A 20,954-nucleotide genomic window follows, 5' to 3' on the forward strand; every position below is an offset into this window, starting at 1 on the left:
ATCGAAATGAAGACGAAAATTATCTATACAGAAAAGAAGGATACAAGATCAGGATTTGGTGATGGGCTATTAGAAGCAGCTAGAAAAAATCCAAAGGTAGTTGGGTTATGTGCTGACCTGACCGGATCGCTCAAAATGAACGCTTTTCAAAAAGAATTTCCTGAACGTTTTTTTCAGGTAGGAATTGCTGAAGCAAATATGATGGGAATTGCTGCAGGATTGGCAATCGCAGGAAAGATTCCATTTACAGGAACTTTTGCCAATTTCTCTACTAGCAGAGTGTATGATCAACTCCGACAATCAATTGCATACTCTGAGAAAAATGTAAAAATCTGTGCATCCCACGCCGGACTCACTCTTGGTGAAGATGGTGCAACGCATCAGGTGCTTGAAGACCTGGGCATGACTAAGATGCTGCCAAATTTCACGGTTATCAATCCTTGTGATTATCACCAGACTAAAGCCGCTACAATGGCAATAGCCGATCATCATGGACCCGTATATCTACGTTTCGGCAGACCTGGTTGGCCAATGTTTATGCAAGATCAACCGTTCGAGATAGGTAAAGCAATTAATCTTATTGAAGGAGCAGATGTTTCGATTTTTGCAACAGGCCATATGGTATGGAAAGCTATAGAAGCTGAAGCAGTGCTTGCCGAGCAAGGAATTTCGGCGGAGATTATTAACATTCACACCATAAAGCCTCTTGATGAAGAAGCCATTCTGAAATCAATTGCTAAAACTGGATGCGCTGTATCTGCCGAGGAGCATCAAATTGCCGGAGGTTTGGGTGAAAGTATTGCTCAGACGATCGTGAGAAATCATTTGGTACCTCAGGAATTTGTAGCTGTCAACGACCAATTTGGTGAGAGTGGCAAGCCCGAAGAACTCTTGGATAAATATGGTCTTGGGGTAAACGATATCGTTGAAAAGGCAAAAAAAGCAATTGCCAGAAAAAGCTAGGCACCATTACCAGCAGAAGGTGCTTTGCTAAAACTAAATAGCCCACCTAATCGGGGAACTACTCCGGCAATTGCAATTAAAACACTGATCAGCGCATTGAAATCTTGAAAAAAGTCTGGATTTCCTAAGAACAAGAAGGTTAGAATTCCTACCACAGCCAAAACCAAAACAGAGCTGATGGTGCTCCATGCACCCTTATCTCTTACCTCCTTCTCCATTTTCAATGCCTCTTCTTTTTTGATAATCGAAAGCACGAAATTGGTAAAGCTCTCATTCATGATTCTGAGTTCATTATCATAGATAAGCAAGCCCTTTTCGAGTAAGCTTCTGATTCCATTCTTGTTATTGATGTTTACAAAACGATCCTTAGCAAGATCATAAATAATGTACTTCTCTTCCTTTGAAAGCGTATTCCATAGCCCTAGATAGTAACTTTCTGCCAGTAGTTGGATTCTTAAAATGATATCTTCTTTGTCAATTTTAGACTCATCACCGCCTGCATTCTTTTTAAGTTTTACAAAGTAATCCTTGATGCCAGGCAGAAGGTTTGGAAGGAAGCTGCCCTTATTAAGCTCCAGCCTAAATAGCTGCTTGAATACTTCGCTTTCAATCCAGGAAGATTTAAGGTATGAATTGATTTTTTGATTCTCCTTGATTGGATTATGTACCACTATAAAACCGCCGAGCACGTGTCTCCATGTCTCCAGCGAATGTTCATATTCTTCTTTCAGCTTATCATCAGCTTCGCAGTTTTTTAACTTATTTTCATAAAAGTCTGTGATGAAACTAGGATGTACATTTGATGAGATAACCAACTGGATGGAATGATTGCATGTGAGTTTTTCAAGCATTTGAAGACGCATCACATTGGCCTTATGAGAGCTCACACCGTATTCAAAATTTTCTAAAACCACCCCATCATATTTATTGAGGTCTGCATCCATAATCTCGTTCCATTTATCCTCAACATTAACCCACATCATATCAACTTGAAGCAGGTTTCCTTCAATGGATTTTATCAAATTACTCTTATTGGATTTGGGCAAACCAAGGAGAAAAATTTGACGCTGCTTGTGATGAGTGATGGTGTCATCTCCAATCGAAATTTTTCTAAAATTCTCTACAGTAAGTGGTAAGGTGTTCTTGAAATTATTATACTCCCTACCATAAATCTTGTTGGTACAGTAGTCTATCAGCGCATAAACAATAATCAATATCAAGACAATCACTAGCCTAAATGTCCATTTATGATGCGCCAGAACCTCCTCATTCTGATTCCTCTGCTGACCAAACAAAAGCAAGTTAAGATCAGTAGTAATGGTGAGCTGGCTGTTTTGCTTCCTTGTAGCCGGACCTTCTATTTCTGAATAGGACAGCTGAATTTGAGATTTACCGTTTTCCCGAGAAAGTCGCCATTTTCTATTCTTCTCATTGGAAACATCAAAAGCCAAGCCCTTGCTTTCAATGATCAGATCATTATAATGAGGTCGTATCTTACTCAATAAATAATCCGCTTTTGCATTGGTCCTTAAACAATTCTTAAGTGTGTCTGTCGCATTAAGAGACATTGAAGTATTCAGTAAATAAATAGCCCCATGCAGCTTCTGATCAAAGAAATGTGTACGTAGGGTATCTACATTTTTCAGAGCCTTGGTGCGGTGATCCAGACTTCTTACCTTTTCCTCATACTGCTCAGCTATTTTCATTTGATTGTACTTCTGCCAAATGATTTCCTCTTCATTGTGTGAAACCATGAAAATGAAGAAAATAGGCAATACACTGCTGATGAGCAGCCAGCTAAACAAAAACAGGTTGTAGGAATTTTTCTTAAAAATTGTCTGAACAACAAACTTATTGGGCAACTTGGCTTGGGTCCATCGAATCCATTTTTCAAAATTTCTACTGAACAGGACAAGTGCTGTTAAAAGTAACTGATAAACAATCCACCATGTGGGGCTATCAGAAAGTGGATAATAGGTAATGTCGGCGATAATAATGAACGAGATAAATACCGCATTAAAGTTTCTGCGCTCATACGGTCGTTCGGTATAGCGCATGGTTTGCTTAGGTGCCAACCAGGTGAAGCTAATCAAAAAAAGGTACGCATTAGAAATAATGAACGTGAACAAAATATCTTGCTCTGTGATATTCCTACTGGAAATCATTAGGAGCATACTCGCTCCGATAAATAGAAATAGTAGTGACAAGAATTGATACTCAAGATGCTTTCCTTCATCGGGTTTGATCCAATGAAAAAGAAAGCTGCTAATGGCAAGTTTTGATCGTCTACGCTGTATTATCCATAAAACGAATATCATTAAACATACAAAAACAAAGGTTCCAAAAAGGAGAATGATTGATAAGCTTGCTACTCCCTGGATTTTAGCATTGCGGTATTCATTGTTGTAAAACGTAACCAGATATAGGGGCATGGAATTGATCGGCTGGATAAACGCACGGTGGTTGATATTATGGTATTTAATATCAGTGTCCATCGACATCCTGGCGTATATGGCTGAGCGTATATCTGCAGAATTTCCGGTCTCTTCCAGGAAATTTTCCTGCAAGATTCGCTCTCTGTCACTATGAAATTTGACCAAGCCTTGCTGATCTATTATGGCAAAGCTATATCCCTCCTGCATGATCGGATCCATGACAGAACGCAACTGACTTGTCATCACCGCTACCGGGTACTTATCATTTAACTGGCTAGAATTTTTAAGTCTGGATGGGATAGAAACTGCCGCTTCATTTGTAAAGTCATTCCAGGAAACGATCGACTCCAGGTAGAAGTCAAAATTGACAGAGTCGGTACTAAACTTCCACATCTTGTCATGGACAATTCGCTGGAAATACTCGCGAGCTGCTACCTCTATTTCAGATGTCACCAAATTGAGGAGTGTGTGTTGCATATTAGCCTTCACCACTCCTTTCTCATCGATCCAGAAGATGTGGTTAAATTCCGTATATGGTGCGAAATCTATACTGGCCAGATTGTCCATATTGGCACTCACCTGCCTGTCAAATTCATTGAGTTTGGTAATCATCGTACCAATCTCATTTTTGAAATTGGTTTCAATTTCGTCAGACAAATCCCTGAGATTGGCGTCAATTTCGGTGTTGCCTTTTACCACAAACTCATAAATACTGAAGATAATAAGCAGGACCATCGGGATTCCTAAGATCATTGACCCTCCTGTCATAACCACATTGCTTATGTGCAAACGCTCGATGGAGCTCATGTATACCAGTTTCAAAACCGGCATAGAAATGAGAAGCAACAAAATCAGAAGAATGGAAATAACCAGTAGAAAAACTTCAACCTTTTGAGACTCTTTTTTAAAAACTGATGTTTGAACAAAACCTCCCAGATAGTACACCTGTTCTTCAATCTCCAATCTGTGGAACAGCAGCATGTATTCATTATTAAACAGGTTGACATTGACGGGTTTGACCATTTTAGGCCCCATGGCCAGATACACAGAGTCACTCTTGGTCATATTCACAACGCTATGTTGTAGTTTGGGACCTATGGACTCCAGATCTATCCCATTTTCAAAAGTTTGATAAACCATGGAGTAGTCTATGCTATTGGTTTCTCCATAGGTATTCACTTCCTTCAATAGGGCATATTGATCAAAAAGTCCATTAGTGAGAAGTGAAGAAACAAACGAATCTGCCCCCTCGCTGAAACTTACATAAGCAGTATCGGGCGTCTCCAGATTCCAAACAAAACCATCGATATCATACGAATACCTATCATAACTTATCTCTCCTTTTAAAAAGTAGTCTAGCACCACATTTTCCGGGGTGGCATCCTCTAATATGTCTCTGATCTTAATCCGGACTCTGCTGTCGAGCCCTTTGGTAATTTGGTTGATGCTTTGCTGATAGCGATCGATTTTCTCGTATGACTCATCAATAAATTGGTAATCACTTTTCTCCAGACTTTCCGCTGCATACCTTCGATCAATATCATTGTACAATGCATTGATCTTATCATTAAGATCTTTGATTTTCTCCTGATCACTGCTCCCAGCTGAAATAACATTGGCTAGTTCATCCTTCACCGAGTTGAAGACAAATGTCAGGTAGCTTTTGTACCCAGCATGCTTGTTTTCAATATTGGTAGCCTTTCGCTCCAGCACGCGGTAAGCACGATCAATAAATATAGATTCATTGGTTTTTACATATACAAGAAAGTAATACGCAAAAGATGCCAGAATGAGTAGTAGGGTGGTGAATAGCACGGTATTCCTCCTACCCAATTTAGGGAGTGAGAAGGTCATGGTGGTTAGTTAGATTAGTGAGTAATGGTAAGATAGCCAATATCGAACATAACTAAAAGATAGGTTTTTATATTCTTCGAATAATCAAAGTCCTGGATGGAATAGTTTAATAACTATCGTTTTGCATCTTTGCAGCATGCCTTCACAAAGACAGCTTTTTCTAAATCACCTGGCACAAACATCTGACGCTCCCCTGATGTTGGAAATGACATCTGCAGAGGGTATATACATGACTGATGTGGATGGGAAGCAATACATCGATTTAATCTCAGGTATTGGTGTATCAAACGTAGGACACAGGCATCCAAGAGTGGTAGAAGCTATCAAAGATCAGGTGGATAAACATCTCCATGTTATGGTTTATGGAGAGTTTGTCCAAAGTCCGCAGGTAAAATTGGCTGAAGCCTTAACCCGCACACTTCCAAAAAAGTTGGACTCGGTATATCTCGTCAACTCAGGCAGTGAGGCTATTGAAGGTGCTATGAAACTTGCCAAAAGATACACCGGTCGGCGGGAAATAGTGGCTTGCCACAATGCCTACCATGGCTCATCACATGGAGCTCTATCTCTTACCGGTAGCGAGTCTTTCAAAAGAAATTATCGCCCGCTCATCCCCGGCATCTCCCACATCAATTTTGGAAATGTGTCTGAACTGGAAATGATAAGTGAGTCTACAGCTGCATTTGTAGTGGAGACCGTTCAGGGAGAGGCAGGTGTAAGACATGCTAATCAAGAGTACTGGAGCGAGGTAAGAAAACGATGTGATGAAACCGGCACACTATTGATTTTAGATGAAATACAGTGCGGGTTTGGGCGCACTGGAAAGTTTTGGGCATTTGAGCATTATGGAATTGAACCAGACGTATTGGTTAGCGCTAAAGGAATGGGCGGAGGAATGCCAATTGGCTGCTTCATATCCAATAAAAATACGATGGCCGTCTTCACCGAGAATCCAGTGCTGGGACACATCTCCACCTTCGGAGGGCACCCTGTTTCATCCGCTGCTTCTTTGGCCACTCTGGAAACCATTTTGCAGGAAAACTTGCTTGAAGGGATTGAGACAAAAGCCAATTTATTTCTAGAATATTTAAAGCATCCAGCCATCATGGATATTCGAAATAAGGGATTGATGATGGCTGTAGAGTTTGAATCTTATGATGTCCTTAAGCCAATCATAGATAAAGCGATCGCACTTGGTGTCGTTACTGATTGGTTTCTTTTCAATGACAAATCCATGCGAATAGCCCCACCGCTAATCATTACAGAGGATGAAATAAAAAAAGCCTGCGAGATCATCTTGCAGGCTATCAAAGAAGTTGTTTCTTAGTTAAATAAGCTCTTCCAAATCCAAAGTTATTTCTTTCTCTTCTCCACCCTGCAGTATCACCAAATCAACGGATGATTTAGTTTTTTCTAAAATGTCTCTTAGTTGTGGAAGGGAGTATTCGTTAATGTCAAGACCATTTACCTTCACGATCTCATCATTTTCATTGATCCCAGCACCTTGAGCCGGGCTATTGTCATACACACGGTGAACTAATACTTTACTCATATCCTCGCTCAGTTGGAGATATACCCCACTTGCATTCACCTTAAAAGCCTCAGCAAAGTTCCTGTTTCGAATGAAATGAATCTTCTCTCGAGAGTAATCAAATGTGATATTAAATTTTTTGAGCACTTTGTTTCCAAGGATTCCTGCTACTTTTTTATTGTTCTGAATTCCGTGCTTTGCGGTGCTTATACCTATCGGCATGTCTGAAAAATCAAATGTTCCAAACCCGAAGTTTTTTACTCTTCCCTCATAATGAGTAGTCTCCTGGCTGCTAATTCCGGCAACCGGATAAGAGAAGTGATCACCTGTTCGGTTGATGATCTTATTCTTTGCTGCATACTTTGTATTAAAATCCAATGTGGTGCCCGCTCCAGTATTTAGAAAAAACTCCCCTTTCAAAATCTCTCCATCATTTAGGGTCACCTCACCCGAAATGTGCGGAATGTAGTTGTCAAGTTTAAATTGAAAGCTCTCCCCTAGCCCATCATGCGTGTAGGTAGTCTGATCAAACAAATCAAACATTCCGCGATCATAATCTAACCTTACCACATAATGATGGAGTAAATCATACCCAATAATTCCATCAATATTTCTCCCTATACTCATTTCCAAATGTCTAAGACTGGTAGCATACAGTTGGATATCCTTCTCCAGTTCTATTCCATTGAGCTCTATTGTATTGTGATCGATCAAAGCACCCTTGATTGCCCCCTGAGCACTGGTTTTAGAAGAAGAATGATTCAAGTCCAACCCGAGCTCATTGGCAACATCCAAATCTATGACTGGAAGACCATCCCCGGTATCAAAAATGAAATCTAGTGGACCCGACCCGTCCACACTCAAATGAATAAAAATGTGATCCCCATAAAGCTCCATTTTGGTGGAGGTGATAGGATCTTGAGAAAAGCTCAAAAAGCCAATGGCAAGTAAGAGGCAGCAAATAAAGTTTTTCATGTAAGTTAGACGCTAATTAATTTCAGGGTCAATTTAGAAATTTCTAAGTAAATAGATCGACAATAGAAGATATACGATATGCAAATGATTGAAAAGGTAAGTGCCGCTGTAAAGTTCTTAAAGGAAAAGGGGTTTGATAATCCTGAAGTTGGAATCATTTTGGGAACAGGGCTAGGTGCGCTTGCAGATGAGATTGAGGTTGAAAAAGAATTTGTTTACTCTAATATCCCCCACTTCCCTATTGCCACCGTAGAGTTCCATAAAGGAAAACTCATCTATGGTAAGCTGGAAGGAAAAACAGTGGTGGCCATGCAAGGAAGATTTCATTATTATGAGGGTCACAGCATGGATCAGGTTGTATTCCCCGTTAGGGTGATGCAGATGCTTGGCATTAAAAAGCTCATCATTTCGAACGCAGGTGGATGCATGAATTTGGATTGGAACAAGGGAGAATTAATGTTAATCGAGGATCACATCAACCTCCAACCAGACAATCCTCTCAGAGGTCATGAAGCAACTGCCTTTGGTCAGATATTCACGGATATGAGTAATCCATACGATAAGGATATAAATAGTAAACTAATCTCAATAGCTGCAGATAAAGGCATCAAACTCAATAGAGGCGTCTATGTAGCTGTTGTTGGGCCTAGTTTAGAGACAAAAGCTGAATATCGATTTCTTCGTATGATCGGAGCTGATGTGGTTGGGATGAGTACAGTGCCGGAGGTGATAGCCGCCAATCAGATGGGGCTTCCGGTTTCTGCTATTTCTGTACTGACTGACTATTGCGATCCGGAAAATCTGGAACCAATCGACATTGAAGATATTATCGCTACAGCAAAAGTTGCAGAAAAGGATCTGGTTGTCTTGCTCAAGGAGTTGATGAAAACGACCTAATTAATCTCAAAAAATGGAGAATTTGGATGGTGAGACGAGCGGTAAAAAAGTAGAAGAAGGTGTCACTTTGATCTTAACAGTGCCTTCAGGACTGCTAGCCTCATCACCAGCCTCCAGTTCGAATAGCTCAGATAGCAGTGGGTCTCCATTTTCAATAGCCTCAGGGAATGGCCATTTTTCATCCAGATCAAATTGAAATTGTTCGGTTTGTTTGATAACCTGACGATTCTTCATGACATGATGAATCTTAAATCTGCTCCCGCAAGAAAGCATAGTTATGGTGATAAGTATGGTGGTAGTAAACTTCATTAAAAGTAGACGAATTCAAGAGCTAATCTAGGGTATGCAATCATCATTGTAAATCCCTAAAAAGTGGTATTTATTTTATCACTTGATAATAAATCACTAATAACGCTACCCTATTCTGGGTATTTTTCAAAAAAAGCTATGACTTGATGATTTGGATTTACCGGAAAGTTTGTAACTCGTACCAGAGTTAAAAATGATATTGATGTAGGAGCATCTTAAAATCTATCTTAAGGATAGTTGGTTTGGTCCGGTTTTCGTCTCTCCGATTGAAGATCGGACCTCTTTTTTTGCATAAAATAAAAAAGCTGCCCTCCCGAGCAGCTTTTAATTGAATTAAACCTTATGGTTATTTAAATGCTGGGATACCGGTAATCTCAGCTCCCAAAATTAATAGATGAATATCGTGAGTACCTTCATAGGTCACCACCGATTCTAAATTCATCATATGACGCATCATTGGGTATTCTCCGGTAATTCCCATACCACCATGGATCTGTCTTGCTTCTCTGGCAATATTAAGTGCCACTTCTACACTGTTTCTTTTAGCCATGGATATCTGTGAGGTAGAGGCTTTCCCTTCGTCCATCATTTTACCGAGCTTCCAGTTGAGTAACTGTGCCTTGGTGATCTCAGTCAGCATTTCAGAGAGTTTTTTCTGAGTCAATTGGAATGAGCCAATTGGCTTTCCAAACTGCTCACGCTCTAGCGAATATCTACGTGCCGAATCGTAGCAGTCCATTGCAGCACCTATCGCACCCCAGGCAATTCCATAGCGAGCTTTATCCAGGCAACCCATCGGTGCTCCCAATCCATTTTTACCAGGAAGTAAATTCTCTTTCGGAACTTTCACATCGCTAAATACAAGCTCACCCGTACAGGACGCTCTCAGCGACCACTTACCATGTGTCTCAGGAGTAGTGAACCCTTCCATACCCCTCTCCACAATCAAGCCGTGAATTCTTCCTTCCTCATTTTTCGCCCAAACAACTGCAATATCCGCTTTGGGTGAGTTGGAAATCCACATTTTAGCTCCATTTAGCAAGTAGTAATCACCCATATCCTTGAAGTGTGTCTCCATGCCACTTGGATTTGACCCGTGGTTTGGCTCAGTAAGACCGAAGCATCCAAGCATTTCACCTGAAGCCAACTTTGGAAGGTACTTTTTCTTTTGCTCCTCAGAGCCATACGCATAGATCGGATACATCACGAGCGAGCCCTGTACAGAAGCTGTAGATCTCATTCCTGAATCACCACGCTCAATTTCCTGCATGATTAGACCATAGGATATATAGTCTAATCCTCCCCCACCATACTCGGCTGGTACCGTTGGTCCAAAAGCACCAACTTCTCCGAATTTCTTCACTATCTCATATGGGAAATGATTCTTTTCAGCCCATCCTTCGATGAATGGAGTAATTTCTTTTTTAACAAAATCTCTAACGGAGGATCGAATCAGCTTATGCTCATCAGTAAGCAAGTCGTCCAACGCATAAAAGTCCGGTGATTCAAATTCATCTACAAAATTTCGCTTTTCTGCACTCATCAGAAGGTGTGGGTTTGTGTTCTGTTGTTAAAATTTTGGCCAAATTTACAACCTTAAAATACAACTACTACACAACGATGAGCGAAAAGAAGTTCGATGAAAATATTCTAAACCAACTCACCAAACTGGAGGAGAAATATGGGGCTATGGGGCAGGATCTTTCCAGCTATTTAGATGGTTTACTTTATTCCGACTACCTGACTTACTGGGACTACATTCACCTAGACACTTTGCTCAGCTTGCAGTCCCCAAGGACTGCTATCCCTGATGAGAAAATTTTTATCCTATACCATCAGGTGACGGAACTCTACTTCCGAATGATCCTCAATGAAATGGAGCAGGCTGTATTCACCGATCCAATTGGGGAGGCTACATTCGTGAAACGACTCAAGCGGATAAATCGATATCTGGATCACCTAATTGATTCCTTTGATGTAATGACGGACGGGATGGATCAGGATCAGTTTCTTGCTTTTAGGATGGCCCTTCTTCCTGCCAGTGGATTTCAGTCTGCACAATATAGAATGCTGGAAATCTACTCCACTAATTTTTTCAACCTTGTAAATAAGGATAAGCGTGAAGAGTTAGATAAAGACTCAGACCTTTCGATTCTCTATGAATCTCTGTATTGGAAAGCTGGAGCGACTGAGCTCGCTACAGGAAATAAGACACTCACGCTGAAGCAATTCGAAGCGAAGTACAGCAAAGCGTTTATAGAGCTGGCTGAAAAAGTAAAAGACTGCAACCTGCTAAAGAAGTACCATCAGCACTATCAGGGCAATGAAGAAATAATTGTAGAATTGAAAAAGCTGGATCAAAAAGCCAATGTTGATTGGCCACTACAGCACCTCAAATCTGCCACCCGCTACTTGCAGCGAGATCCAGAGGTTATTAAAGCATCTGGGGGAACTAACTGGCAAAAATATCTACCTCCCAGAAGACAGAGAATTATTTTTTATCCGGAACTGTGGACAATAGAAGAAATGGAAGAGTGGGGTAAAAAATTCAAAAACGCATTCGCAAGTCCGCATGCTTAAACTTGGTGGCTATATCACCATGATTTTTGCCTTTCTAGCATCCAGTGCACAGATAAAGCAGGCAAAGAATTTCTTTGATTCGGACAGTTCAAAGGTCAGCGAGGTATATCACTATTCGGTAAAGGATTCTACACTAAATGGAACCTATGAGTCATTCTACCTCAATGGCTCCCTTAAAACATTTGGGTGGTATGAAAAAAACTATCCCGATAGTGTTTGGGTCTACTACTATGAAAATGGTAGAAAAAAAGCGGAGGGTAGATTTAAGAAAGGGATACCAAATGGCAAGTGGAAATATTATTATGAGAATGGTAATATCAAATCTGAAGGCCGGTTAGTCGGAAATTCCAAAGAAGGTCTGTGGAAATTCTACTATGAAAATGATGGCGAAAAGAGCAGCGGGAAGTATCATAAAAATCAAAAAGTGGGTATATGGAACTACTTCTTCGAAGATGGATCTATAAAGGCTCAGACGATTATCGAAAATGGAAAAGGTCAGTACACCGAGTTTTATCCGTCAGGTTCACGGAGGATGGAAGGTGAAAATATCAATGACAAAAGTGAGGGAGAATGGACCTATTACTACGAAACGGGCGAGGTTGAAGCGGTAGGTGAATTTGATGATGGACTAAGAACCGGAGTATGGAAATATTATCACAAAAATGGTGAGCTAGCCGCTTCGGGATTTTATATAAAGGGTAATCGTAATGGCGAATGGAAATATTATCATGAAAATGGTGAGCTAAGTCAATCGGGCAATCTTGTCAATGATCAAAAAGATGGGTATTGGAAGCTGTTTTACCCAACCGGTGAGGTACTGGGGGCAGCCCAATATGAAATGGGTAACGGAGAATTTAATGAATACTACCCAAGCGGAAATCAAAAATCCAAAGGACAAATAGTAGAAGGTGAAAAATCCGGCACGTGGTACTACTACAGCGACCAGGGCCACCTGGAGGGCCAAGCTCAATTAGAAAATGGCGAAGGAGAATACACGGGCTACTATCCCGACGGTACCATTAAAATGAAGGGTAGAATCAAGGATGACAGGCGTATTGGTGAGTGGACGCTCTACAATCCGGATGGCACCACTGCAGGCACCTATCACCCTATTTACGAAAATGAAACTCCCATTTTCAAAACCCGCATTTCAAGTGATGAACTGGAAAAAGATCAGCAAGACAAACCAAACTACCATCCTGAAAAAAGAGGATTAAGATATTTCCTTCCCAGGGTGAACGAGTATCGGGGAGTTATCATAGGATCAAATCCATTCTGGCTGCTCGACGACCAACTCCCCATTGCTGTGGAGTATTATATTCAGGAAAGACTTGGCTATGAGGTTCAGCTTAATCTGATTCGCTCTCCATTCTTCACTTCAGATGATCAGATCCCAGACTATACGGTATACAAACGAGGCGTGAAGGTCCACTTCAGACAAAAATTCTATCATGCAGACTCCAGGCTTGGCATGTTTTACTTTGGTCATGAAGTCAATTTCAAATACCTGAATAATCAAGTAAATCACATAGACACACTTAGAAACCCCTCACCTACTCTGACAGGGAGTCTGATAGAAACAAATTACGGTTATGGCCTGTTTATCGGCAACCGCTGGATGAAAGATGTGGGCTCTTCCGGGTTGACTATCGACGCTTTCCTCGGTGTTGGGGTTTCAAGCAGATCTTACAAAAAAGACTACAAACCAAGTCAATTAACTTTGCTGGATGAGCGCCTTGATCCTTACTTTGAGCGAGATATAAAATCATCCATTCACTTCCCAATAATCTTCGGAATAAACATTGGATTTGCTGCCACGAAGAGCAAAAGCAAAACGCAATAATGAGTAAAAAAACAGCCATTTTCGGGGCTACAACAAACCCATCTAGATACGCATACCTGGCTGCTGAAAGACTCATTTCGCACAATCACGAAATTGTGCCAATTGGAATAAAAAAAGGAAACATTTTTGGTACATCAATTCTTGATCTTAGGGAAAAACCAGACATCAAAGCCATTGATACAATCACTATGTATATTGGCCCTCAAAATCAGGCTGAATGGGAAGAATACATTCTGTCTTTGAATCCGAAACGAATCATATTCAATCCCGGCTCAGAAAATCGCTCACTTGCCGAAAAAGCATCGAGGCGAGGCATAGAAGTTCTGAATGCCTGCACATTGGTCATGCTGGGAAACGGTTTATTCTAGTGGATCGGTATAGGACGCTCTTCTCGGTGACTCCCTAGATGCAGATCCATATGATGATAAAGGCTTAATCTCAATATATGCCGCTGCTCGTATTTGAATGGAGAGCCTGCATGCCTAAAGGACAGCATATATCCACCCTGAATTTGGAATTGCTCACTAAGGTTATAACCCACACCGACATATGACCGGTTATCCTCAAAATGATTGTAGACAATCGACTTCCCTGCCTGGATAAATATTTCATTGTAAGCTGCAACAAAGAGCGTATGATTTTCAAATGCTGGTTTATTCAAGGGCACATAAACCGTCAGCTTATACCTAAACCGGTGCGTCAGCTCAAAAGGAGAATCTTTTACATAGGATCGTCTCCACCGTTGTTCAGTTCTTAGTTGATGAAAAACCTTGATATGCTCAAATGGGGTAGCGAGTACTGCCTGCTGCCAAAGACGATACTGAGGCACAACATCATCTACATTAGGATCTTCCGGATTGGGAGCCCAATAAAAAGGTAGCACCACTCCGGCTGTAAAATCTAAATATTCTGCTATGGTATAAGTAGCCCCAAATCTTAGATATATCTGAGCCATTTCACTAAAACCATCCTTCTTCCTTACATGGTACTCGCCATAATAGGCCCATTTTTCATTAAAATGATACTTAGTGTAAAAACCTAGCCACACACCATCTGATGTGCTGATTTCCTTTTCTGTTGGTTGTGGGGGATTCTGAGCAAAGAGTCCGGTAAATACACCAATTAACATCGCTTCAAGGAGGAAACGAGAAAGCTGATTCATATCCAAAGTGGTTAGTGCGCGTAAAATTGAACTTTTTAAAGGAGAATATTCCTTATTTGAAGAAATATAAATTTTCATGGCCTTCAAATCACCACTTTCAAGCACATTTTCAGAGCTATTTCACTCCTACCAACCGTCCCTATAAATCACCTCATTTAAACCACAGAAATAAGGGATATTTTTAGTATCTTTGGAAGCTTAAAAATGACTGCATTCTTGGCGCGGAAGAGTATTTTATTCAAATCAAAAAATCATCGATTTTAGCTCTTATAAGCGTTTTTTAATCACTGCACATGGAAGAAAATAAGGAAATCAAAAAAGGAGATTATTCAGCAAGTAATATCCAGGTATTAGAGGGTCTGGAAGCGGTAAGAAAAAGACCGGCAATGTACATCGGAGACATTGGAGTAAAAGGACTTCACCATATGGTATGGGAAGTAGTAGATAACTCCATTGATGAAGCACTTGCGGGACACTGCGATACCATCACAGTAGAGATCAATACAGATGAGTCAATTACAGTGACGGATAATGGACGTGGCATCCCTACGGACATCCACAAGAAGGAAAACCGAAGTGCACTTGAAGTGGTGATGACTGTGCTTCACGCCGGAGGTAAGTTTGACAAAGACACCTATAAAGTTTCAGGAGGACTTCATGGAGTGGGTGTCTCCTGTGTGAATGCCCTTTCCTCCAAACTAGTAGCTACCGTTCACAGAGGAGGCAAAATATTCCAACAGGAATATAAAATTGGGGTACCACAGGCTCCTGTTAAAGAAATCGGCACAACAGATATAAGTGGTACCATCATCCATTTCAAGCCAGATATGGAAATTTTCAGTGCCAATAAATACAATTCTGAAACTATTGCTTCCAGGCTAAGAGAGCTTTCGTTTCTCAACGCAGGCATCACAATCCATATGATCGATCATAGAGATTTGGATGAGTCCGGTGAGCCAACGAAAGAAACTTTCTTTTCAGAAGGTGGCCTTTCAGAATTTGTAACCTACCTCGATTCAACGAGAGAAAACCTAATCCCCGAACCAATATACATGGAAGGAGATAAAGGTATCGTGCCGGTTGAGGTGGCACTTAGCTACAATACGTCCTATTCTGAAAATGTGGTTTCATATGTCAACAATATCAACACCATTGAAGGAGGGACCCATGTTTCCGGATTTAGAAGAGCACTTACCCGAACACTAAAAAGCTACGCAGACAAATCCGGTCTTCTGGATAAAGTGAAAGTGGAAATATCCGGAGATGACTTCAGAGAAGGACTGACAGCCGTTATTTCGGTCAAAGTTGCTGAACCGCAATTTGAAGGTCAAACAAAGACCAAGCTTGGAAACTCTGATGTGATGGGCGCAGTAGATACGTGTGTGAGTGAAATTCTCAATGAGTATCTTGAGGAGCACCCGAAAGAAGCAAAGCAGATCGTGTCTAAGGTAATTATTGCTGCTCAGGCAAGACATGCGGCGAGAAAAGCACGTGAGATGGTGCAGCGTAAGAATGTGCTGTCAGGAACTGGCCTTCCAGGGAAGCTGGCTGATTGCTCTGATAAAGACCCTTCCGTATGTGAACTATACCTCGTGGAGGGAGACTCAGCTGGTGGTTCAGCTAAACAAGGTAGAGATAGAAAGTTTCAGGCTATACTTCCATTAAGAGGTAAAATCCTAAATGTTGAAAAAGCACAGGAGCACAAAATATATGACAATGACGAGATCAAAAATATGATCACGGCACTTGGAGTTTCCTTCGGAACAGAAGAAGATGAAAAGGCCCTGAACATGGAAAAACTTCGATATCACAAAATCATCATCATGACGGATGCGGATATTGATGGAAGCCATATTCGTACCTTGATTTTGACGTTCTTCTTCCGATACATGAGATCTCTCATTGAAGCGGGATACCTGTATATCGCCTTACCTCCTCTATACTTAATCAAGAAGGGGAAAACAGAAAAGTATGCATGGTCAGAAGATGATCGAGCAAGGGTAGTACAAGAGATAGCTCCTAATGGAAAAGAAGATTCGGTAAGCGTTCAGAGATACAAAGGTCTTGGAGAAATGAACCCTGATCAGCTTTGGACAACCACCATGGATCCGGCACATAGAAGCCTTAAGCAGGTAACTATTGAGTCAGCTGCAGAAGCAGATCACTTATTCTCAATGCTCATGGGTGACGAAGTAGCGCCACGAAGAGAATTCATTGAGAAAAATGCCAAGTACGCTAAGGTTGACGTCTAACTATTTAGATAAAATTATCTGATACATTGCCTGGATGAACTTCCAAATTACAGCAAACGTAAAGAGGATAGCAGAACCAAAAGCGAAAATGATCAGAAGAAAAAAGTCTAAAATTTTTTCCATACTCTTCAGGTTAATTGAGAATTGAATATACGACTTTATTAACCAAGGGGAGTGTGAATTATTAAACTAATTTTCAATTATGAAATATAATTTTATTAAGAAAGCCATTTACGCACTTTTATTTGCCAGCTTCGGTTCATTTTGCATGGCGCAAGGCTACTGGCAACAGAGGGTGGAATACAAAATGGATATAGATTTCAATATAGAGAATCATCAGTTTACCGGGTCTCAAACTTTGAAATATTTTAATAATAGCCCCGATACATTAAGTCGGGTTTTCTACCACCTCTACTTCAATGCTTTCCAACCTGGAAGCATGATGGATACTAGAAGCAGAACAATTGAAGATCCGGATGGACGTGTGGGAGATCGTATATCAAAATTGGATGATTCTGAGATCGGCTTCCATAAAGTAACTTCATTAAATCAAGACGGCACACCATTGGAATACAAAGTAGAGGGAACGGTACTTGAAGTTGTATTGTCCAAACCACTCTTCCCGGGTTCCGCAACCGTTTTAAATATGAATTTTCAAAGCCAGGTTCCAATTCAAATCAGAAGAAGTGGAAGAGATAATGCCGAAGGCATAGACTATAGCATGGCACAGTGGTATCCTAAAATGGCAGAGTATGATGAGCGTGGCTGGCACTCACATCCATATGTGGGAAGAGAGTTTTATGCCCCTTGGGGGGACTTTGAGGTGAACTTAACTATCGATAAGGATTACGTAGTTGCTGCTACGGGCATCCTCCAAAATCCAAATGAAATAGGATACGGATATGAGGATGAAGGTGTAAAAGTGAAGCGAAAGGGTAAAAAGATAACCTGGAAATTTAAAGCAGAAAAAGTGCATGATTTTGTCTGGGCTGCAGATAGAGACTACACGCATACAACTGCTAAAGTAGAAGATGGACCTTTATTACATTTCTTTTATCAAAAAGGAGAGAAAACCAAAGCTTGGGAGGAACTTCCCGAACTAACAGTCAAAGCATTCGAATACATAGAGGAAAATTTCGGAAAATACCCATATGCTCATTACTCTATCATTCAAGGTGGTGACGGGGGTATGGAATATCCGATGGCCACCTTGATCACTGGAAACAGAAACATCCAGAGCCTGGTGGGGGTAACCGTACATGAAGCATTGCATAGCTGGTACCAAGGGCTTCTGGCCACTAATGAAAGCTATTACGCATGGATGGATGAAGGTTTCACTACTTATGCCACAGCGGAAACTATGTCTCAACTTTTCGAAGGGTCTGACAGAACTCAAGCTAGAAACTACCAGGTATACAATTACCTGACGACTACAGGAAAAGAAGAACCGCTAAGCACACATGCAGATCATTTTGAGACCAATTCAGCCTATGGGCTAGGTTCATATTATAAAGGAGCAATTGCGCTTGCACAAATGAATTACCTAATTGGAAAACCAAAAACAGCAAGCGCCTTGAAGAAGTATTACTACCTATGGAGATATAAGCACCCTGATGCCATTGATTGGATTCGTGTTTTTGAGAAAGAATCTGACATTGAGCTTGACTGGTACCTTGACTACTGGGTAAATACTGTTCACACCATAGACTATGCAGTAGATACAGTTAGTGAGATGGATGGCAAGACTTCAGTGACTCTGAAAAGAGTAGGCAAAATGCCAATGCCAATGGATGTGTACGTAACGTTTACAGATGGCTCCCAGAAAATTTATTATGCACCTCTTGCCATAATGCGAGGTGAAAAGGAAAATGATACTGATCTGGAAAGAATAGTCTTACCAGACTGGGCATGGACACACCCGACTTATCAATTTACTATTGATGCTCCACTCAACAACATCAAATCAATTGAAATTGATGAGAGTGGCTATATGGCAGATGTAAACAGAGATAATAATAAGTGGGAGAATTGATCTCCTACTTATCTACATTCCCCTTTATCGTGATTATCTGCGTTGGTGATACAGGATCATTTGAGTAGATGGTAATCGACTTGTATTGATTCCCACGCATTTCAGAGGTATCAAAAAAGACTTTGAGCGTTTGGCTCTTACCTTTTTTGATACCTTTATTTTTTAGCTCATAGGTAATGCACCCACAGTTAGATTTTACTGTACGGAAATAAAGCTTTTCTTTCCCTGCATTTGTCAGCTCAAAATCAATCTCAAGCACAGTACCTGCTGTCACTTTACCAAAGTCATGAGATCTATTTGAAATTTCCAGTTTAGCAGAATTGTCCAGTTCCTCTGCAGTCATTTCCGGAAAATACTCATCAATCACTGCAATAACCGATAGATTCTCTTCAGAATCGTCATTGAGTTGGATATTATCGCTCACATAGCCAAAATCATTCTTCATTTTTGGATCATAGGTCACCTTTAGTTCACCAACCTCTCGGGGATTTAAAAACTCCTGAACAAGTGACACGCTGATATGATCTGGTAGCACCATTTTGTTTGCATCTAGAGCAGCAATGGTATCTGAGCTGTTGTAAATGTCAAATGTTTTTTCAACGGTTTTCTCTGTTGTGATTTTACCCATATTCAGCCCTCTGTATTTCATTCTGAAATCGCCAAGGCTCACAGGGAATTCCTCTTCCGGTGTTTTTGGTTTGGGCTTCACAAAGCCCATTATATACAGGGTGGTATTTGAAGCTGCATCACTTGTTGTAATTCGAAGTGATTTTCTAAATCTCCCAGGTCTGTTTCTCGGGTTGTATTTCGCTTTCACAAAACCCGAATCTCCGGGCATCACTTCTTCCTTAGTCCAGCCTGGTGTGGTACACCCGCAGGATGCTTTCACATTTGTAATTTGGATTGGCTCCTCCCCTACGTTTACAAAATGAAAGGTATACTCAGCTGCTCCTCCCTCCTCTTTGATCTCTCCAAAATCGTAATCTGATACAGGAAAGTTCAGCTTGGACTGTCCAAAGACACTAACGGTGGACAAAAGGATAACTAAGCAGAAAACAGATTTCATTTCAAATTTCATTTTGATCTCTTTTAAGACAACTCACAAAGGCTCCAAATTATATAGGTTTGCACAAATTTCTCAATAATGGCACGAATACTTACTGGTATCCAAAGTTCAGGCAAGCCTCATTTAGGCAATCTTTTGGGGGCAATTATACCCGCAATTGAGTTATCTAAAAACAAAGACAATGAATCATTTTTCTTCATTGCTGACCTGCACTCGCTCACTACTATCAAAGACGCACAGCTGCGTATAGAAAACACTAACGCAGTAGCTGCTGCTTGGTTGGCTTGCGGATTCGATACCAGCGCCAATACATTCTATAGACAATCGAGGGTGCCGGCTTGCACCGAATTGACCTGGTACCTGAATTGCTTCACCCCTTACCCAATGCTGGCAAATGCGCATTCATTTAAGGATAAATCTGACAGACTAGCGGACGTCAATGCAGGCCTATTTGACTACCCTGTACTGATGGCTGCAGATATCCTTTTGTATGACGCCAACTTCGTACCTGTTGGCAAGGATCAGAAACAGCATTTGGAGATGGCGCGAGACATGGCTTCATCTTTCAATCACCAGTTTGGTGAAACCTTCACATTGCCAGAAGCTTTGATTGACGATAATGTCATGACCATTCCCGGAACTGATGGACAAAAAATGAGCAAGAGCTATGGGAATATCATCGATGTATTTCTTCCCGAGAAAAAACTCAGAAAAAATGTAATGCAAATTGTGACGGACAGTACACCGCTGGAAGAACCTAAAAACCCTGACTCCTGTCATGTGTTTTCTATTTACAAACTGATAGCTACGCCAGATCAAATTGCAGAAATGCGAAAAAAATATGAGGGTGGCAACTACGGATATGGACATGCTAAACAGGAACTATTTGAACTTCTCCTTGATAGATTCAAAACTGAACGTGAGAAGTTTGATTACTATATGGATAATTTAGGGGAACTAGAAAGTGAGTTGAAGAAGGGAGAGGAAAAGGCTGCAGAAGTTGCCAATGAAGTTCTAAATAGAGTGAAGGTCAAACTTGGATACGCATAAGCAAC

15 protein-coding genes are annotated in these 20,954 nt (G+C 40.9%); 9 read left to right on the forward strand and 6 right to left on the reverse strand.

Going from position 1 to position 20,954, the window contains the following annotated elements; genetic code table 11:
• Positions 1–6 precede the first annotated feature (6 nt).
• Positions 7–963 (forward strand): transketolase family protein, encoded by a 957-nt coding sequence (locus ACEQZT_RS11980; RefSeq protein ID WP_370089677.1) that lies wholly within the window; start codon positions 7–9, stop codon positions 961–963.
• On the opposite strand, the gene ACEQZT_RS11985 is transcribed toward ACEQZT_RS11980, so the two are convergent.
• A complete protein-coding gene (locus ACEQZT_RS11985) occupies positions 960–5,252 on the reverse strand; it encodes a hypothetical protein (protein WP_370089678.1) in 4,293 nt (1,430 codons plus the stop codon). The two genes, ACEQZT_RS11980 and ACEQZT_RS11985, sit on opposite strands and share 4 nt — an antisense overlap.
• Before the next feature lie 136 nt (positions 5,253–5,388).
• Here ACEQZT_RS11985 and ACEQZT_RS11990 point away from each other — a divergent pair, with 136 nt between their 5' ends.
• Positions 5,389–6,579 (forward strand): aspartate aminotransferase family protein, encoded by a 1,191-nt coding sequence (locus ACEQZT_RS11990; RefSeq protein ID WP_370089679.1) that lies wholly within the window; start codon positions 5,389–5,391, stop codon positions 6,577–6,579.
• On the opposite strand, the gene ACEQZT_RS11995 is transcribed toward ACEQZT_RS11990, so the two are convergent.
• Positions 6,580–7,758, reverse strand: a complete 1,179-nt coding sequence (locus tag ACEQZT_RS11995) for an aspartyl protease family protein (protein ID WP_370089680.1) — start codon at positions 7,756–7,758, stop codon at positions 6,580–6,582.
• An 84-nt stretch (positions 7,759–7,842) separates the two neighbouring features.
• Between ACEQZT_RS11995 and ACEQZT_RS12000 the strand changes: the two genes are divergently transcribed.
• A complete protein-coding gene (locus ACEQZT_RS12000) occupies positions 7,843–8,655 on the forward strand; it encodes a purine-nucleoside phosphorylase (protein ID WP_370089681.1) in 813 nt (270 codons plus the stop codon).
• Between the two features lie 6 nt (positions 8,656–8,661).
• Here ACEQZT_RS12000 and ACEQZT_RS12005 read toward each other — a convergent pair whose 3' ends face one another.
• Positions 8,662–8,964 carry a hypothetical protein gene (locus ACEQZT_RS12005; RefSeq protein WP_370089682.1) on the reverse strand — a complete coding sequence of 101 codons (303 nt, stop codon included), beginning with the start codon at positions 8,962–8,964 and terminating at the stop codon, positions 8,662–8,664.
• Between the two features lie 346 nt (positions 8,965–9,310).
• Positions 9,311–10,507, reverse strand: coding sequence for an acyl-CoA dehydrogenase family protein (locus ACEQZT_RS12010; RefSeq protein ID WP_370089683.1), 1,197 nt, complete (start codon positions 10,505–10,507; stop codon positions 9,311–9,313).
• Positions 10,508–10,584: 77 nt separating this feature from the next.
• On the opposite strand from ACEQZT_RS12010, the gene ACEQZT_RS12015 reads away from it, so the two are divergent.
• The 3 genes from ACEQZT_RS12015 to ACEQZT_RS12025 are packed head-to-tail and all read left to right on the forward strand — an operon-like array spanning position 10,585 to position 13,755.
• Entirely contained in the window at positions 10,585–11,544 is a 960-nt protein-coding gene (locus ACEQZT_RS12015) for a tryptophan 2,3-dioxygenase family protein (RefSeq protein WP_370089684.1), read from the forward strand.
• Complete coding sequence (locus ACEQZT_RS12020; RefSeq protein ID WP_370089685.1) at positions 11,537–13,387, forward strand: toxin-antitoxin system YwqK family antitoxin; 1,851 nt, start codon at positions 11,537–11,539, stop codon at positions 13,385–13,387. Before ACEQZT_RS12015 ends, ACEQZT_RS12020 begins: the two co-directional genes overlap by 8 nt.
• On the forward strand, positions 13,387–13,755 hold the full coding sequence (locus tag ACEQZT_RS12025; RefSeq protein ID WP_370089686.1) for a CoA-binding protein: 369 nt from the start codon (positions 13,387–13,389) through the stop codon (positions 13,753–13,755). Before ACEQZT_RS12020 ends, ACEQZT_RS12025 begins: the two co-directional genes overlap by 1 nt.
• Here the strand turns inward: ACEQZT_RS12025 and ACEQZT_RS12030 are convergent.
• Positions 13,752–14,549 carry a DUF2490 domain-containing protein gene (locus ACEQZT_RS12030; protein ID WP_370089687.1) on the reverse strand — a complete coding sequence of 266 codons (798 nt, stop codon included), beginning with the start codon at positions 14,547–14,549 and terminating at the stop codon, positions 13,752–13,754. The two genes, ACEQZT_RS12025 and ACEQZT_RS12030, sit on opposite strands and share 4 nt — an antisense overlap.
• Before the next feature lie 293 nt (positions 14,550–14,842).
• On the opposite strand from ACEQZT_RS12030, the gene gyrB reads away from it, so the two are divergent.
• Both gyrB and ACEQZT_RS12040 read left to right on the forward strand, forming a co-directional pair.
• A complete protein-coding gene (gyrB, locus tag ACEQZT_RS12035) occupies positions 14,843–16,801 on the forward strand; it encodes a DNA topoisomerase (ATP-hydrolyzing) subunit B (protein WP_370089688.1) in 1,959 nt (652 codons plus the stop codon).
• Positions 16,802–17,003: 202 nt separating this feature from the next.
• Positions 17,004–18,833: a M1 family metallopeptidase gene (locus ACEQZT_RS12040; protein WP_370089689.1), complete on the forward strand. Its 1,830-nt coding sequence runs from the start codon at positions 17,004–17,006 to the stop codon at positions 18,831–18,833.
• 4 nt (positions 18,834–18,837) lie between these two features.
• On the opposite strand, the gene ACEQZT_RS12045 is transcribed toward ACEQZT_RS12040, so the two are convergent.
• On the reverse strand, positions 18,838–19,911 hold the full coding sequence (locus tag ACEQZT_RS12045) for a DUF1573 domain-containing protein (protein WP_370089690.1): 1,074 nt from the start codon (positions 19,909–19,911) through the stop codon (positions 18,838–18,840).
• 66 nt (positions 19,912–19,977) lie between these two features.
• On the opposite strand from ACEQZT_RS12045, the gene trpS reads away from it, so the two are divergent.
• The gene (gene trpS / locus ACEQZT_RS12050; RefSeq protein WP_370089691.1) at positions 19,978–20,949 is read left to right on the forward strand and encodes a tryptophan--tRNA ligase; all 972 of its coding nucleotides are present in this window, start codon (positions 19,978–19,980) and stop codon (positions 20,947–20,949) included.
• The last annotated feature ends 5 nt before the right edge of the window (positions 20,950–20,954 follow it).

The sequence above is a fragment of the Ekhidna sp. genome (genome assembly GCF_964218185.1).
In the GTDB taxonomy this organism is placed as follows: domain Bacteria; phylum Bacteroidota; class Bacteroidia; order Cytophagales; family Cyclobacteriaceae; genus Ekhidna.

Bases quoted from the DNA above. Each gene is read 5' to 3' on its own strand.
- ACEQZT_RS11980 (WP_370089677.1), top strand. From the start codon at position 7: ATGAAGACGAAAATTATCTATACAGAAAAGAAGGATACAAGATCAGGA.
- ACEQZT_RS11985 (WP_370089678.1), bottom strand. From the start codon at position 5,252: ATGACCTTCTCACTCCCTAAATTGGGTAGGAGGAATACCGTGCTATTC.
- ACEQZT_RS11990 (WP_370089679.1), top strand. From the start codon at position 5,389: ATGCCTTCACAAAGACAGCTTTTTCTAAATCACCTGGCACAAACATCT.
- ACEQZT_RS11995 (WP_370089680.1), bottom strand. From the start codon at position 7,758: ATGAAAAACTTTATTTGCTGCCTCTTACTTGCCATTGGCTTTTTGAGC.
- ACEQZT_RS12000 (WP_370089681.1), top strand. From the start codon at position 7,843: ATGATTGAAAAGGTAAGTGCCGCTGTAAAGTTCTTAAAGGAAAAGGGG.
- ACEQZT_RS12005 (WP_370089682.1), bottom strand. From the start codon at position 8,964: ATGAAGTTTACTACCACCATACTTATCACCATAACTATGCTTTCTTGC.
- ACEQZT_RS12010 (WP_370089683.1), bottom strand. From the start codon at position 10,507: ATGAGTGCAGAAAAGCGAAATTTTGTAGATGAATTTGAATCACCGGAC.
- ACEQZT_RS12015 (WP_370089684.1), top strand. From the start codon at position 10,585: ATGAGCGAAAAGAAGTTCGATGAAAATATTCTAAACCAACTCACCAAA.
- ACEQZT_RS12020 (WP_370089685.1), top strand. From the start codon at position 11,537: ATGCTTAAACTTGGTGGCTATATCACCATGATTTTTGCCTTTCTAGCA.
- ACEQZT_RS12025 (WP_370089686.1), top strand. From the start codon at position 13,387: ATGAGTAAAAAAACAGCCATTTTCGGGGCTACAACAAACCCATCTAGA.
- ACEQZT_RS12030 (WP_370089687.1), bottom strand. From the start codon at position 14,549: ATGAATCAGCTTTCTCGTTTCCTCCTTGAAGCGATGTTAATTGGTGTA.
- gyrB (WP_370089688.1), top strand. From the start codon at position 14,843: ATGGAAGAAAATAAGGAAATCAAAAAAGGAGATTATTCAGCAAGTAAT.
- ACEQZT_RS12040 (WP_370089689.1), top strand. From the start codon at position 17,004: ATGAAATATAATTTTATTAAGAAAGCCATTTACGCACTTTTATTTGCC.
- ACEQZT_RS12045 (WP_370089690.1), bottom strand. From the start codon at position 19,911: ATGAAATTTGAAATGAAATCTGTTTTCTGCTTAGTTATCCTTTTGTCC.
- trpS (WP_370089691.1), top strand. From the start codon at position 19,978: ATGGCACGAATACTTACTGGTATCCAAAGTTCAGGCAAGCCTCATTTA.